General features: G+C 66.7%; 11 protein-coding genes and 1 pseudogene. 5 read left to right on the top strand and 7 right to left on the bottom strand.

The window, feature by feature from the left end:
- Positions 1-434 precede the first annotated feature (434 nt).
- Both ACZ4O3_RS02730 and ACZ4O3_RS02735 read right to left on the bottom strand, forming a co-directional pair.
- Positions 435-1,127 (bottom strand): ATP-binding protein, encoded by a 693-nt coding sequence (locus tag ACZ4O3_RS02730; protein ID WP_467721007.1) that lies wholly within the window; start codon positions 1,125-1,127, stop codon positions 435-437.
- A complete protein-coding gene (locus tag ACZ4O3_RS02735) occupies positions 1,124-2,041 on the bottom strand; it encodes a hypothetical protein (RefSeq protein ID WP_467720913.1) in 918 nt (305 codons plus the stop codon). The genes ACZ4O3_RS02730 and ACZ4O3_RS02735 overlap by 4 nt, the downstream gene beginning before the upstream one ends.
- Positions 2,042-2,551: 510 nt before the next feature.
- Between ACZ4O3_RS02735 and ACZ4O3_RS02740 the strand changes: the two genes are divergently transcribed.
- The 5 genes and pseudogenes from ACZ4O3_RS02740 to ACZ4O3_RS02760 form a co-directional block, all read left to right on the top strand.
- Positions 2,552-2,830 (top strand): helix-turn-helix domain-containing protein, encoded by a 279-nt coding sequence (locus ACZ4O3_RS02740; protein WP_467720914.1) that lies wholly within the window; start codon positions 2,552-2,554, stop codon positions 2,828-2,830.
- Between the two features lie 13 nt (positions 2,831-2,843).
- Positions 2,844-3,227 carry a helix-turn-helix transcriptional regulator gene (locus tag ACZ4O3_RS02745; RefSeq protein WP_467720915.1) on the top strand — a complete coding sequence of 128 codons (384 nt, stop codon included), beginning with the start codon at positions 2,844-2,846 and terminating at the stop codon, positions 3,225-3,227.
- Between the two features lie 45 nt (positions 3,228-3,272).
- Positions 3,273-4,508 (top strand): tyrosine-type recombinase/integrase, encoded by a 1,236-nt coding sequence (locus ACZ4O3_RS02750; protein WP_467720916.1) that lies wholly within the window; start codon positions 3,273-3,275, stop codon positions 4,506-4,508.
- Positions 4,509-5,304: 796 nt separating this feature from the next.
- Complete coding sequence (locus tag ACZ4O3_RS02755) at positions 5,305-5,625, top strand: PadR family transcriptional regulator (RefSeq protein WP_467720917.1); 321 nt, start codon at positions 5,305-5,307, stop codon at positions 5,623-5,625.
- Positions 5,622-5,828: pseudogene (locus tag ACZ4O3_RS02760) on the top strand (anti-sigma factor family protein); the annotation flags it as partial. The gene ACZ4O3_RS02755 and the pseudogene ACZ4O3_RS02760, both read left to right, overlap by 4 nt.
- Here the strand turns inward: ACZ4O3_RS02760 and ACZ4O3_RS02765 are convergent.
- The 5 genes from ACZ4O3_RS02765 to ACZ4O3_RS02785 all read right to left on the bottom strand — a co-directional run bounded on the left by ACZ4O3_RS02765 (position 5,796) and on the right by ACZ4O3_RS02785 (position 14,530).
- The gene (locus ACZ4O3_RS02765; protein WP_467721016.1) at positions 5,796-6,221 is read right to left on the bottom strand and encodes a hypothetical protein; all 426 of its coding nucleotides are present in this window, start codon (positions 6,219-6,221) and stop codon (positions 5,796-5,798) included. The pseudogene ACZ4O3_RS02760 and the gene ACZ4O3_RS02765 sit on opposite strands and share 33 nt — an antisense overlap.
- A 467-nt stretch (positions 6,222-6,688) precedes the next feature.
- Positions 6,689-8,737 (bottom strand): hypothetical protein, encoded by a 2,049-nt coding sequence (locus tag ACZ4O3_RS02770; protein ID WP_467720918.1) that lies wholly within the window; start codon positions 8,735-8,737, stop codon positions 6,689-6,691.
- Positions 8,738-8,786: 49 nt separating this feature from the next.
- Complete coding sequence (locus ACZ4O3_RS02775) at positions 8,787-10,874, bottom strand: hypothetical protein (protein WP_467720919.1); 2,088 nt, start codon at positions 10,872-10,874, stop codon at positions 8,787-8,789.
- Positions 10,871-11,551: a hypothetical protein gene (locus ACZ4O3_RS02780; protein WP_467720920.1), complete on the bottom strand. Its 681-nt coding sequence runs from the start codon at positions 11,549-11,551 to the stop codon at positions 10,871-10,873. Before ACZ4O3_RS02780 ends, ACZ4O3_RS02775 begins: the two co-directional genes overlap by 4 nt.
- A 54-nt stretch (positions 11,552-11,605) precedes the next feature.
- Complete coding sequence (locus ACZ4O3_RS02785; RefSeq protein WP_467720921.1) at positions 11,606-14,530, bottom strand: serine/threonine-protein kinase; 2,925 nt, start codon at positions 14,528-14,530, stop codon at positions 11,606-11,608.
- Positions 14,531-14,761 lie beyond the last annotated feature (231 nt).

Here is a 14,761-nt window from a genome sequence, read left to right on the forward strand (position 1 = left end):
GGAATGGGCTGTCGAGGCGTGGACACATGGGAAGCAGCAGGACCGGTCCCCTGAGGCAATGCGGTCCCCGGTCCCCGAACGCTTCGGGGACCGGGCGTCGACGCCCATCGGGGACGGTCCCCCTGACACGTCGTCACGGGGACCGTCCCGTTCCACTGCACAGTCCCGGTCCCCGATGGGACGGTCCCCGTTGTCGGGACGCTCCGGGGACCGACGTGCATTGCCCTCTGACCTGGTCTTTCGACGGGGACGGTCCCCTCTCGGTCCCCGATTCAGCGGGACAGCGGTCCCCGATTCCGGTGCTTGACGGTCCCCGCCAGGTGGTGATCGTGATCGTGGGACCAGCGGGGACCGTAGGCCGGTCCCCGCGGCGTCAGTCCCCGATCGGCTCTCGGCTCGGTCTTCGAGTGCGCCCGGGCCTGCCGCCGTGAAAGTCAGGTGTGGGTGTGCCGTCTGCGGTCGGGGCCGGTGAGGATGACGCGCTCGGTCATCTCGGCGAGGCGTGAGGCGACCCGGTCGCCGAGAGTGGCCCGCAGCTCCGGGATCGGCAGGTTGGTGGTGATCAGGGTGGGGAGCATGTGCTCGTACCGGTGGTTGATCAGCCGGTAGGTGAGTTCCTCCGTCCACTCGCTGCTTTTGGCCGCTCCGAGGTCGTCCAGGACCAGCAGCGGGCAGCGGGCCAGCGTCTGCAACTCGCGTTCGGTGTCGTGGCCCGGACGGGGACGGAGCCGTGCGTGGAGGTCGGCGGAGGTAGTCGCCTCCCAGCGGAGCCTGACACCTCGTGTGAGGAGGGCGCGGACGGCGCCGTACGCCTGGTAGGTCTTGCCGGTGCCTGTGGGGCCGGCGATCAGCAGCGACGGTCCCTCGGCGATGCCGGGGCCGCTGGGCCCCGAGCGTCCGGCGTGGGCGACCTGGCCGGCCCAGGTGGTGATCTGGGGGTGATCGGCAAGGGCGCGACGGTAGCGGGCGGGGATGCGGGCGTCGGCGAGTTCCAGTGCCGTGACCGGCTCGGGCGGCGGTTCCTCCGCTGCGACGGAGGGGTCGATACCCCGGTCGGCCAGGATCGTGTGGAGCCGGTTGACGAGCGGACCGGCCCGCAGGGGCTCGCGGGTGAGGGTGGCGTTCAGAGTTCACCCCCGTAGGCGGCATCCATGTTGCTGGGGTTCGTCCACGCCTGGTGGGGGACCGGTTTGGGCACGGCGTTCATGGCCTCGTGGACGAGACTCGGAAGGGTGCTGGGATGCAGCCCTTTGGCCCGGTGACGCGCCAGTCCCGCCCGGAGATGAGTGGCCGTGATGCCTTCGTCGAGGAGTTTGCGCACCTCGCGACCGAGATGGCTCAGGACGCTTTCCGGTGGTCGGTGGGCGCACTCGGCGGCGTACTCGGCGATCAGCTGCTGGGCCGAGACGGTGTCGGGCGCGGGGGCGCTCGCGCCCCCCGAAGGGGTACTTCCTAGATCCATGATCCTAGGTCCTAGATCCGTACCCTGAGGGCTCACGTTTGCTGCCCGGAGCCCTCCCTGCTTCCTCACGGAAGACTCCGTGAAACGCTCCTGACCTGCACGATCATCGCCATCCCCCGAATTCAGTGAGGGCTCCCGTATCTCGTGGGAGTCCTCCCGGAACGTTCCGTGAGGCGACGGTGAGGGGGCCATGACGTCGACGTTCCCGACGAGCGTAGTGGATCCGGCGGGCGCGTCGTGGTGAGGGCATCCGGGGAGACGGCTCTTGCTGGGGCGGTTGATCTTCTGGTGCTGGTGCCACGTGACGATGTGGAGGTACCGCTTGTCGTCCGGCCCCTTGTAGCGGCAGATCAGCCTGGCGGTGGCGAGATGGGCGAGGTCCGTCTCGACGTCCGTGGGGCCGTGTTCCGGGCGCAGGACCCACAGCTGTCCGGCGATGATCGCGGCGTGGTCGCGGTGGCGGCCCTGGTCGTCGGCCTGGGTGAGTAGGCCGAGGAAGGTGCGCTCGGCGGTCAGGGAGACGGCGGCCAGGGACTCGGAGACGAAGGCTTCGGGCTTGATGGTGCGAATTCGGGCCAAGAGGCGGGGTTCCTCACTCGGTTGCAGGGCGGCAGGCACCCATGGTTCACCGTCATCGTGGCGGTACGGGCGAAAAGAGCGGAGAAGTCGACCGGCCGGCGGTGCAGTGCGCTGGAGCCCACTCGCGCTTTCCGGGGGTGTCGTCAACATAGCCACACCCAGGCCGCGCAAGTCCAGCCCAATCCCGCGCAATCTCTCACGGCAGAAAGGCTGCCGAGGAAGCTGGCCGTGAAAGGCGGTGCGAAAACCGTAAGGGACGATCGGCGGTTGACCAAAAAGTTGTTCTGGACGTCGAGCCAGACAGATCACATTGAGAACCTGTTGACGTACTGCCGAAGCGGAAGCTACAACACAACACCCCTGCGCTGAAGGGCAATCGGAGTCCCGGCCTGACGTCAGTCTCCACAGCCTGAAGAGATGCGCAGCGTCTCTTCGGCCGGGAGCGCGGCCGCAACATAGACCACGATCGCCGGTTCACCAAACCGGCGAATGCAAGCTACAAATGGAGCCATGGCAGCACGCTCTCTAGACATCGGACCCGCAGGCATACGAACCGCCCGAACCATCGAAATCGTCCGCACCGAACGCGGTCTCTCCCAGCGCCGGCTTGCCGCTCGCGTGACTGCCGTCGGCCGTCCGATGTCCAACACCATGCTGTCCCGCATCGAACGCGCCCAACGCCGTTGTGACGTCGATGACCTGGTCGCTCTCGCTGAAGCACTGCACGTTTCCGTCCTGGTGCTCCTCGGAGTCGACCCCTTGCCTGCCCCGCGCTTGTTGCACACCTAGCACGGGATCTCCGGTGTTCACCGGCCTGCTTGGCGACCGCACTCACTCCGAAACCCTCCGACGAAAGGCAACCGTGCCTGTACGCCTCCTTCATATTCACCACCCGGGTGCCGATCCGGAATCAGTGACGAACCCAGCTATGCGGCAGGCATTCCTGAGCGTGAAAGAGGCCGCCGAATACCTCGGTATGTCGCCGCACACTCTCTACGTCTGGCGGCATCGTCGAATCGGTCCGCCCAGTTTCCGGATGGGGTCCCGTGGGCGGGTGACGTACAGGCTTGAAGCGCTGGACGCCTGGATCTGCGAGCAGGAACGCGCAGATTCGCGCTCCAACCCGGCCCTGAGCCCATTGAGCGTCGAGCCGGAGCAACGCTCGGACTACGCCACGAGCGCCTGACCGGGCCTGTCCCCACCCCACGCCACCTGTCATCGAGGGAAGTATTTGGCCGGCTACATCGAAGACCGCTGGATCAAGAAGAAGAAAGACGCCGTCACCGGCAAGCGAGAGCGCACCACCCGCTACGGCAAAGGCTCCAGATATCGGGTTGCCGGTATCCCGGGGGTCCGGGACAAGTCCTTCGACATCCTCGAAGACGCCAAGGTGTGGCTCCGTAGGGCCGGCACGGACAGCGAACGCGGCGAGTTCGTCGACCCCCGCGACGGCTCGATCACGGTCGACGACTACGTGACACGCTTCTGGCGGACGGGAGTTCGCGGGACGCCTGCCACGGTCAAGCGCATCGACGAGCGGGTTCGCCTCCACATCCAGCCTCACCTGGGCACCGTGCCTCTTCGCGACATCACACCGGTGGTGTTGCGCGGATACATCACTGCGCTGGAGGCCGAATGCTCACCGCGGTACGCACGCCAGATCCTGTTCTCGCTCTCGAACATCTTCGAGACCGCCATCGACGACAAGCGTCTGGTGCGCAATCCGCTCCGGGCCAAGTCGGTTCGGTGGCCGAAGGTGCCGGACGACCAGCGGGAAGCCTGGCCGCTGAAGACGGCAATGAGGGTCCTGGAGGCGATCAACCCGCGGTACCGCATTGCCGCTGTGGTGGCATTGGGTTGCGGACTGCGACAGGGCGAAGTGTTCGGGCTGTCACCGGAGGACGTTGACTTCTCCCGCGGAGTGCTGCGCATCCGGCGACAGGTCCAACTTCTGCACGGACGCCTGTACTTCACGCTCCCGAAGGGCGGCAAGACCCGTGTCGTCGACATGCCCCCATCGGTCGCCTCGGCGTTGGCCGACTACTTCCTGGAGTTCCCGGCTGTCGAGGTCGAATTGCCCTGGGGAGGTCCCGAGGGCGACAGGGAGCGCAGGAAGTTCCCGCTCATCCTCACCACCACGTACGGCAACGCCCTCCGCGCGAACATATTCAACGTGGATGTGTGGAAGCCCGCACTCGCAGTCGCTGGTGTCATCCCCATGCGGAAGGCGGGTGAGCGATGGGCGGCGTCCCGCAAGGACGGCTTCCACGTGCTGCGTCACACGTACGCCTCGGTCATCCTTGAAGCGGGCGAGTCCGTGGTCACCCTGGCGCGCTGGCTGGGGCACTCCAGCCCGACCATCACGCTGGACTACTACGCCCACTTCATGCCCGAGGCAGGCGGGAAGGGACGCAGTGCCATCGACTCGCTGCTCGTCCGGACTTCCCAAGCCGCCGTGGCCGCATAGAGGACACGACGAGCCACCAAGGCCCTGAGCAGAGGGGGGCGCAGCACCGCTGCGCCCCCCTTGGGTTTTAGCCGGTCAGATGGTGACATTTGTCGGTTAGTGGGGAGGGGCGGCTTGTCCGGCGAGCCGTGTCTCAGGGGCAGCTGGCCGGTGCGGTGTGCGTCGCGTTGTTCGGTCACCCACCGTTGTACCTGGTCGACGGACTTCCCGAGGGGCTGGCCGGTGGTGTCGAGCAGGTGGTGCACCATTGTGGGTCCTCGGCGGTCTACCTCGTCCAGCGGCGCCAGACCATCTCCGGCCAGCTGCCGTTCGTGACAACGTCCGGCCGATGGCGGGGGGCGTGGGCATGTCTGCGGTGCCAGGCGGCTCGGCCGAGGAAGGTATCGACGGCGTCGGCAGCCCATCTGCCGGCGTCACGTACGGCGAGCCGGTCGCGCCGGGCTTCGTCGGCGACGTCGCGTCGATCAGACAGATCGCGATCTCGTCCAGCAGAGGCGCGGAGGGAACGGCCAGGAGTTCACCCAGCGGGGACTGTCCCGTCAGCAGCAGGTCGATCCCACGGCTTTCAGGGCCCTTCTCGCGCGTGCCCGGTCATGCAGTCGATTCTCCTCAGGCGCTCCCCAGAGTCGCTCGTACTCCCCAGAGAATGGCTCCGCGCGTTGTCGGTGGGGCGTGCTGGCGAAGGGTCTCCGGTCGATCAGATGATCACTGGCGGTTGCTGCCAAGGGTTGAGCAGGTGTGAGTCGTACTCGATATACGCTTGTTGCTCGTACTCGATACATGGTTTCCTTTGGGCATGACCAATATCAGGCTCACCAAGCCGACCATGGCGGTCTTGGGGGTGCTTCTCGATGCGAAGTCCAACGCTCCTGCGTGGGGTCTGAGTATCTGCCGCGACGCCGACCTGGGCCCCGGTACCGTCTACCCGATTCTCGACCGTCTCCTTGGGCGTGGCTGGCTCAGGAGCTGGGACGAGGTAGAAGCCCATCCAGGGCGTCCGGCCCGACGCTTCTACGAGTTCACGGGCACCGGACGCGCCCAGGCGCTGGAAGCGCTGGAAGCTCGCAACGCCCGCCGCGCCCGGTTCGGCCTTCGTCCGGCCGGCGGTGCAGCGTGACGACGTCAGGAAGCTACGGAGTACCGCCTGAACGGGGTTGGGAAGGCCACCTTGGCGATCGCCTGGCCGGGCTAGTGGAAGGAAAGCTTGGGGCGGAAAGCCGGGATCGCGTACTCGCGCACCTCGCGACCTGTGAGAGGTGCAAGGCCGAAGCCGACGAGCAGAGGCGCCTACAAAATATCTTCGACGAGGTGGCGCAGCCGAGGAGGCGGAGTGCCGAGGGCGCTCCAGCCGAACATCGCGTGTCCAGCTCGCCGGTGAGGCTGGTTCGCGTACAGCAACGCCGAGAACCGCGAGCAGAACGATGGACCTTCCTGGCGGCCAGGATCGCCGGAGACCGACGCGATATGCGCACAGCATGGCTGGCTGACCTCGACGGCAGACCTGAGGATGGTGTCTTCCTCACAACCTGGCAGCAGCGGCGATATGCGCTCGGCTGCCTCGTTGCTGCTGTCCGCTTCTTTCTTCATGATGGCCTCGGCCACCTGTGGTGTCCCGTCGACTGGATGTTGACCGGGCGGAACCGCCGAGAAACGTTCATCGGACTTCCGCCAGCACTGCTCGTGCTCTACATCGCGAAGCACGACGGAGTTCACACCCTCCTGACAGAAGGCTGGGTCTGGGTTGGCGGCTGCGGTGCGGCCATGTTTGCTCTTGTCCGCTGGCTTCAGCGAGTTCGCGGGATCGAGCTGACAGAACAGTCCCCGCCCGACGCGGAATAGGCTCAGAAGCTCCTTCCCTGCAGGGCGAGGGAGGGAGCCAGCTCTATGCACGGAAACAGAAGGAGGTCGAGCGGCCCAGCGTCGGAGTACGGACGCAGGATTGGCTAGCCCCCCAACAACGCAGAAGGCCCCGGCGGGATGGCCGGGGCCTTCTGCACCTCAACGCGAGAACGCGCACCACCAGAATGCCCGGCAACGCCAGCACCTACCTCCCGCTCCCCTCATGGTGTCCTTGGCTGCGGCTGTGCCACCGCCGCTCGTCTGGCTGGGCCCTGTGCTGGCTCACCAGTGAAGCGGTGTGTCGCCGATGGCGGTGCCGGAGTCCGCCCGTGCTGGCGCCACTACGGCGTGGGGCCCGGGCGCAGCAGATTGGGGTTTTCGCGCCCTCCAGGGATTCGGATGATGACGACGAGGCATGGTTCTGTTTCACCGGGACGTTGAACGGGCTCGATCCAGATGCTACTGAAGAGGTTCACGGCGCCTTCGGCGTCGACGGTTTTGTCGAGAGCGAGCAGGATGGCGAAGCCTGCGTTGGTGTTTTGGTATTCGGCGGCTTGGGCGACGTATTGACGTAGTGCGGTTTCACTCGCGTCGTCTTCTTCAATCTTGCATTCGACGTTGAATTGCACGGCGCCGAAGGAGACGAGAATGTCGGTTCTTCCGCCTGCCTTGTCGATGACTTCTGAGTTGACCACGCTGAAGAGCGCCGAGAACTGCAGCACTTCCCGGTAGTGCTGATGGAATAGAGCTTCGTCAACTTTCTGCTTCTTGCCGTCTTTATCGCGTTTGCGAAGGTACTCGGTGTAGGAGCCGCCCATCTTCCGGCCGATGTCGTAGCAGAGGTAGGCGTAGCGGATCGTGGCTTCCAGGAGAGCGGTGAACTCGTCGGCGATGCCGGTGATCCAGTCGCTGGAGTTCTTCAGCTGTCTGAGGAGTTGCGCCCTGAGACGGCTGTACTTGGGGTCGGCGATGGGCGCGATAACATCGTCGTGGGTACGCAGGCCTAGTTCGAGGCGGTCGAGGACGTGCTCCGGCGTCTGGTCAACGAATGCGGCAAATTCGTCCTTGAGTTGGTCTGCCAGCCGCTGCCAGCGTCGTGCTTTTCCCTGATCACCCGCCTGCTGACCGGTGGAGTTCTCACTGGTCTTGGTGCGGTGAAGGAGAGCGGCGTGGAGTTGCTGGGCCGCGGGGTCGTCGCGGAGTTCCTCGTCATGGGCCAGGGCGTGCTCAAGGAAGCGCTGCCGGTGTTCGTGCTGAAGGAAGGCGTCCTCGATGACGGGCGCCACCAGGGTCTCCACGGCTGCGGCTGCTGGGGTGTCCGTGAGGACGGCGACCGTGTTGTGCGCGGTGTACGCGCGGAGTAGGGCGGTGAGGATGCCGTGTCCGCCTTCGTACCAGGGGTCATCATGGGCGAGGTGTGCCGCGGCGCCGTCGAGTATGACGGTGAGTTCCGACCAGGCGATCACGTCGTCCTGGCGCGGTCGTGCCCAGGCGGGGGTGCGGGTGCGGTAGCGATAGTCCCGGTAAAGGGGGAGGGTCTCGCGCAGGGTGGATGCGGCGGTGTTGACGCGTGTGGGTGCGTCGGGAGCGGACAGACCGAGGACGGCTCCGATAGCGGCGTGGTAGAGCTGGGCGTCCAGGCGGCCGGGGTCGATGGTGATCAGTTCGGCCAGCCGGTCCTGGGTCTTGCGGAGTTGCTCGGTCATCGGCGCGTACTGGTCTTGTTCGAGAGCCTGGCGTAGGTCACCGAGGGCGAGTTCGAAGGCTGCGTCCCGGCAGGTGTGGTCGAGCATCAGGCAGCGTTCGAGGGCTTCGCGGAGGCCGGCGCCTGGATGGTGGGCGTCGAGGACGCCCAGGAGGCGCGGCAGACGGGTAGCCATGGCCTCGGGAAGTGCAGCCGGGTCCTCTGTTGCTTCGTCCATGGCGCCGAGGAGGCGCGCGGCCTTGGTGACGCCGGCCAATGTGAGCTGGACGAGACAGTCCGCGGCTTCCACCCCTATGAGAGCCGCGGCGAGGTCGTCGTCGGCGTCCTGGGCCTGCTGGAGGCGGGCGAGTAGCGCGCGGGCCAGTGGAGTGCCGAGTTCACGTGCCAGGGCCGGGCAACTCGCGAGGGCGTCGGTGGCGCTGGCGAAGGCAGCGTGGTTGTCGTTCGTCCGAAGGCCGTTGAGGACGGCGTCGTACAGCGGCTTGCATGCTTCGGCACCGAAGGCGTCAAGACAGTGGGCGGTCGCCTGGATCAAGTGGGCAAGGAAAGGCCCCTGGGCGAGGTGGTCCGCAGCGGCGAGAACGGCGTCGAGGCCTCCGAGATCCTCCGCTGTCGGACCGGCGCGCAGTTGGGGACGGGAGGCTTGCGCGGCCCACTGGGCCAGGCGTTCGTCAATGACATGCACGATGCCTTCCGCCTTCCTCGTCGTCGCTGGATACCCTTGGTGGCTTGGCCTAGAAAAGATGACGTTTGTCAGGACCGGTCACGGTACGGTCCGCGGGGAAGAACTCCCAAACTGCGTCGTCGATCGACGTGATCACGATCTGGATGCCGGGGTCGTCTGCCGCGGTCTCGTAGAGAGTCTTGATGCAGCGGCGCGCGTTCTCGTGGGAGAGCTCCTCGGCCGTGGGCGCGTCGATGAGCAGCAGACCGGGGTGGGACATGATGCCCCGTTTGCGGCCGACTTTGATCATGCCGACGATGGCCGCGATGCGCATGCGCAGGCGGTCGGTAGGGCTGAATGCGCTGAAGGGGTGCTTTTTGCCGGTCTTGCGGGCGTTGAGGTGCCCCGCCAGGTTGAGGTCGACGCTGGTCAGGTTGGCCACGCCCAGGTCGTGGGCGATGTTGACGATCTCAATGTTCAGGTCGGCGAACAGGGCCTTGCTGTGGTCGGCGACCACCATCGACAACACCTGGCCGGCCGCCTCCAAGATGGCGTCGCTGTCGTCGGAGTCGTCTTCGACGTCCGCCGGGCCCGTCGTCGCGGTGACGTAGTTGCTGACCACCTCCGGCAGGCCTGCTCCGTTGCCGGTGGCGACTGCTAGTGCCCCGCGCAGCTGATAGACGGACTCCCGCGCCGATTCAAGACGGGTGTACCAACTGCCGGAACGCGCCGCGGTAAGGCGGGCGTTCACCAGGTCATAGGCGGCACGGCTGCTTTCGCAGGCGGCGGCACTGCTCTCCACGACTTGCCGAGCCGTATCCTCGGCCGTACGGGAGGCATTCACGCGCTCCTCCAGCCGACTTAGCAGGGCGGTCCGCGCCTCTGGGTCGTCCCGCACCTCCGGCAGAGGGCTCGCGCACACCGAGCAACGGTGGTCGCTCTCTTCCGCAGTACGGCGGGCATCGTCGATCTCGTGATCGCACCGTGGGCAGGACTCCGGCTCAAGCGCCCCAAGCAGGAACCGGGCTGCGCTGCTCTGCTTAGCCCGGCGGACCGCCTTCTCGTCCTTCAAACGTGCCTTGCGTGCGAGGGCGTGGCCTTCCTCTGCCCCCTGGAGAGCTGCCTGGTCGAGGGCGACCTGGCGGGCGGCGGCATCGACATCGGCGAGCAGGCCCGTCAGATCGGGCTGGTCCGCTTCCAGGGCCGCCACCCTCTCTTCGGCACCCCTGAGCGCCTGGCGTAGCGGCTCAGTCTGCTGCTCGCGGGCCTGAGCATCCTCGCGTGCCCGGCGCCGAACACGGAGGCCCTCCTGGGTGTCCTTCTTGCGGGCCGTGATGACCTGGGTCAGCTCGGATGCGTAGGGGACGTCGAGGTAGAGCTGCATCAGCTTCACGGGCAGCTGGTTGTACGCCGTCGGGCCCAACAGAATGCTGGAGTTTCCTGCGTTCAATGCGACGGCATAGAAATAGCTCGCCCAGCCGTGAACGTCCTCTCTGCTCTCGCGGTTGCCGTCAGCGTCCTTCGGAGCGTTCGCCTCGGCCGTCCAGAGCGGCAGCGGCCGCAGCCCCAGGCGGTCGAGCATGAAACGGTCGATGAGCCCTTTGACGCCGTCGGGTTCCGCGGTTGCGACCACGCGTACGCCGGGACCGGATTCCTGAGAACCAGTGAGGTCCATGAGGTGATCGAGGGTGTCGGCACTCAGGAGCCGGCAACTGGGACGGTCCGGTTTGTCGAAGGTCAGGCGGATGGAGGCGGCGACGCCGGCGACCTTGATGTCCGCGCGGACATAGGAGAACCAGCCCACCGTCTCCGGTCGCTTGAAATCGTCGAAGCCGGCCCCGCGCAGGGCGTAGCTGAGAGCCCACAAAAGGCTCGACTTGCCGACGTTGTTGAGGGTGCTGGCGATCGCCCACGGGCCCGGTCCCAGCGTCATGTCGACGGTGAAGGGGCCGTCATTGTCGTCCGTATCAGTCTTGGTGCCCTCGCAGTACAGCCGGTGCACGACCAGCTGCCGTCGCGCCGGTAGCGGGCTGGTGAGAAGGATGCCGTGGGCCGACAGGGCTTCGCGGACCCTGCCCACATCAGCGGACGGCACCCGGGTGGCGATCCGCTCGTACAGCTCGCCGTCGGACGGCACGGGCAAAGGCTCTGTGGTCACGCAGCATCCCCCTGCTCTGCTTCGGCACGCAGACGGGCCAGACGCGTGCGGGCTCGGTCGGCAATCGACGGGATGACCTCGTTCAGTGGGGTCTGAGCGTAGTCGCGCTGCAGGTACTGCCGTCTGCGCAGTGCCAGGGCTGAGTGCCCGGTGGCCTCGGCCAACGCCCGGACGAGGCGGGCGCGCTCGGTGTACCAGGCCAGGACCGGAAACTGTTCCGCTGCCCGTGCGGCGAGATCGCGCCCCTTGGCCGTGAGGTAGTAGTTGTCCTGGAGCACCCGGTCGAAAGTGCGCCGCGGAACAACCACCACCAGCCGAGGCGCGGCCAGGACGCTCATCGCCTGGTCGATGTATTCGAACGCCCCGAACAGGTAGCGCAGCATCGGGATCGAGCAGATCTCCGGCTCGTCCGAATCCAGGATGTCGCCCGCAATCTGCAACTTGATGGCTTCCTTCTCGCGCTCGCGCTCGTAGTCGTTGAGAAGCTCATCGGCAAGGTAGTCCGGGTTACGCAGCCAGAAGTCGAGCTTCTGCAGCCGGCCCTCAGTGCGCAGCACAGCCACCGCATCCTTCGGCGCAGCCTGCTGCTCTGCCTCGTTCAACGGATCGGACACTGCCGCGATGAGCAGCAGCAGCCGAATCGCGTCCGAGAAACGATCCCCCTCGTCATCATCCACTCACACACCGTAATGACTCACGGCGTGGTCGATCAATGCCCCTGCACAGGCTGCTCAAGGCGTGTAGACGGCGCTTCGGATGGCCTGGTCGACTCGGCGGTCGTCCGCCAGTTCATGAAGGTGCCGTGCTCCGTGCGGTTGGGCGCGCAGCGCGGAGGCAACGACGCTCGCGGCATGTCCCGTGAGCTCGCGCATCCAGTCCTTGATGTCGTCCTGCGGCTTCCACCGGTCGAAGCGGCCGTCCCAGTCGCACATACCCTGAACAGCAGTGTCGAGCAGATCCCATTTCTTCTCGCGTGCTGCGAGGCGGGCGACATCGAGCAGCCACCACACGGCTCGGTCGGACTCCTGCCACGTGGGCCAGTCGTCGGCAGCGGCATGCCGAGTGAGGGCCTGGACCACGGCGGCCGCCTGGTCAGGGTTGTCGAGCAAGGCTTTCCTGGCGGTCGTCACCTTCAACTTGGTGAGCACGTCCAGGTACAGCTCGTAGGAGTCAGGCCGGTCGGCGGCCACGGCGAGCAGCTGGGAGGCCGCGGCGGCGTCGTTCTTCTTGTCCGCGGCCTCCAGCAGGCGCTGGGCGCGCACGACGGGCAGCTCGCTACCGGCATCCGTCTCGCGTTCGACCAGATCGAGGAAGGCAGTCATGTCCTGGGGACGGCGAGCGGGATCGAGTTGCGTAGCCTGGCGTACGACGCCGTACCACGGTCCGGGTTCGGGAAGCAGAGGCCTGTTGGCCTGCGGCCATGTCCCAGTGAGAATCCAGCCGATGAGCTGGCCGAGGCTGTAGATGTCGCTCGCCGGAGTCACGTCGTGGCCGTCGACGGAAAGCTCCGGCGCGGCGAACCCCTCGGTGCCGATCGCGGCGCGGGTCAGGAGGCCTGCGGTGCTGGTCTGCCCGCGGGGGCGGCGAACGATGCCCCAGTCCGCCACCACCCAGCGGCCGTCCAGTAGCAGGATGTTGGACGGTTTGATGTCCCGATGGATCCAGCCGTGCTGGTGCGCCTCGGCCAGTCCTGCGGAGACAGCGTCGACCAGGGCCCGCAGTTGTTCTGCGTCCTGAAGTGCTCTCCGCTTGTCCTCGACGGTGGCCGCGGCCAGTGGCATGACGAACCAGTCGTGGGCAGGGCTGAAGTCGAGTACCGGCATCACATTCAGGTTGGCACCCAGTCGCTGGGCGATCTCCACTTCACGGCGCATGCGCCGGGCATCCCGCTGGCCCTGGCCCCTGCGACGTTTGAGGGCCACGACCGTGCCCGAGGACTTGTGCTCGGCTCGGAAGACTTGGGCCTGGCCACCGTCGTTGTTGAGCGGCAACCGGTCAAGGCGGTAGTCGCGGCGCTCACCCCGGGCCGCCTGTCTCACGATCCCGTAGTCGACGGCTGGAGCCGCGAGGGTTGGGAACGCTGCCTGGGAAGCCGCAGGGGTGTGGAGTCCGGTGAGGCGCATCAAGGCGGGGCGGACATGCGTCGGGTCGTTGTCCGGCAGCGAGCCGAGCAGATAGGCCACCCCACCGCCAGGTTGCTGGTCGAGCCCGAAGACCTCGCCCAGCCGGACCTCTGCCACCGGCTCGCTTCGCCGACTGGTGACCTCGGTGCGGTGCAAAGCGACGCGGCTGCCGGTGCCGTCGGGCGACGCGCTCAACACGCTGTCCGCACCGGCACGCAGCACATCTGCCGGGAAGTGAACAGGGGTAGGGATCCATTCCTCGCGCTGCCCGGCATCGGTGGTGCGAGCCAGGTCAATCACGGCACTGTGCCCCGAAGCGGCGAGGAAGAACCTGCGCCGGTCCAGCCACACAGCCGAGCGCACCGCCGCCTCGAAAGTGAGCGGGTAGCGCATCTGGTCACCCACCCGCTCGCCGGCGCGCGTCAGCGCAAGCGTCCCCGCGCCCGCGCGGAATGTGACCCCGGAGCCGGACAGTACCCACGGTTCTCCCTCCGGCCCGCGCAGCAGCACCGAGCCGTCTTCGAAACCGCCCGCCACGGCATTGAGCTGCCCCTCGCGCCAGCGCACCAGGGCAGAGCCGCACATCACCAGCACCTCACCGTTGCTCCGGCCCAGCGGCATTCCATGGCAACCAGGCAGGGCCAGATGCCAGCGGGTGTGGCCGCGTACGGCGTCGACCTCCAACAGACCGTCAGGGCAGGTGATCAGTACAGTGTCGCCTCGCAGCCACGCCAGCCCTGACGGCCGTGCCTCCTGCGCCTGCCCCACGAGCAGCACCTCGGCGGCCGCGCCGCCCCAGGTCTGCACCTCCACACGGACCGGAGAATTCAGCCGAGAAGTTGGTGTCATCGCCCGCGCATCCGCGGAAGGTTCGCCAATGGCGAGCATGTCGGCCAGGGACACATGCGCCCGGTGTCGGCGGAAGACGTCACGAATCAGTTCGGCCAGGGGAGTCAGCCCGGCAACCGCCGCCTCCAGGTACGTGGTGTCCACCAGCACACCGGACGCAGGCATCGCAGCGATCATCTGCTCGTCGACCGCGCTCGGTTGGGTACGCCAGTGCACATGAACCCAGCGATGGCCTTGCAGTTCGTCGTCGAGAGATTCTCGAACGTTTCGGAAATAGGCTCCCCAGTCATCCGACTCGTGGTTGGGGTTGGTGAAGGTGACGAGATAGTCACGGCCTTCGAACTCGAAGGTGATCTGCCCCCAGCCTCCCCGGCCGAGGAGCACTTCCTGCACCGCTGTCTGTGGGACGGACCGGTGCAGCAGTGACACGACGATCTGTCGCAGTTCTCCCAGCACGTGTCGTCTTTCCCGCCTGTGGTGGCCGTACTCGACCAACAGCTCGCGCTCCTGCTCCACCGCGCTGATCCCCCCCTCGTTTCCTGGCCTGGCCCACGCGTCCGCATCACTGACCGGCCCTGGGTCCGTGAGCCTACGGCCCGTGATGGCTCCCTCACCTGGGAATAGCTCAGGATCGGTGACCTCACCGACCTTCTCCTCGGTGTCGCCCTTGACGTCGTAGACCAAGTCGATGAACTCGACCTGGGTTTGGTGAAGTCCTCGATCTTGGGCGGGGTCTAGTCGGACCGCCGGCGACTTCGGCACGCGTATGTCCGGGCGACTCCGCCCGCGCCGTCGAGCAAGGCACCCGGCATCAGAGAACCAAGCCATACACACCTCCGCGCAACGGGAAGGTGGGTGACCAGCCAAGGGCTTACCCGATAAATGCACATGCGACCCTACCGGTAGCAACCCCCA

This window comes from Streptomyces sp. NPDC026515, from assembly GCF_055567595.1.

Bases quoted from the DNA above. Each gene is read 5' to 3' on its own strand.
- ACZ4O3_RS02755 (WP_467720917.1), top strand. From the start codon at position 5,305: ATGACCAATATCAGGCTCACCAAGCCGACCATGGCGGTCTTGGGGGTG.
- ACZ4O3_RS02740 (WP_467720914.1), top strand. From the start codon at position 2,552: ATGGCAGCACGCTCTCTAGACATCGGACCCGCAGGCATACGAACCGCC.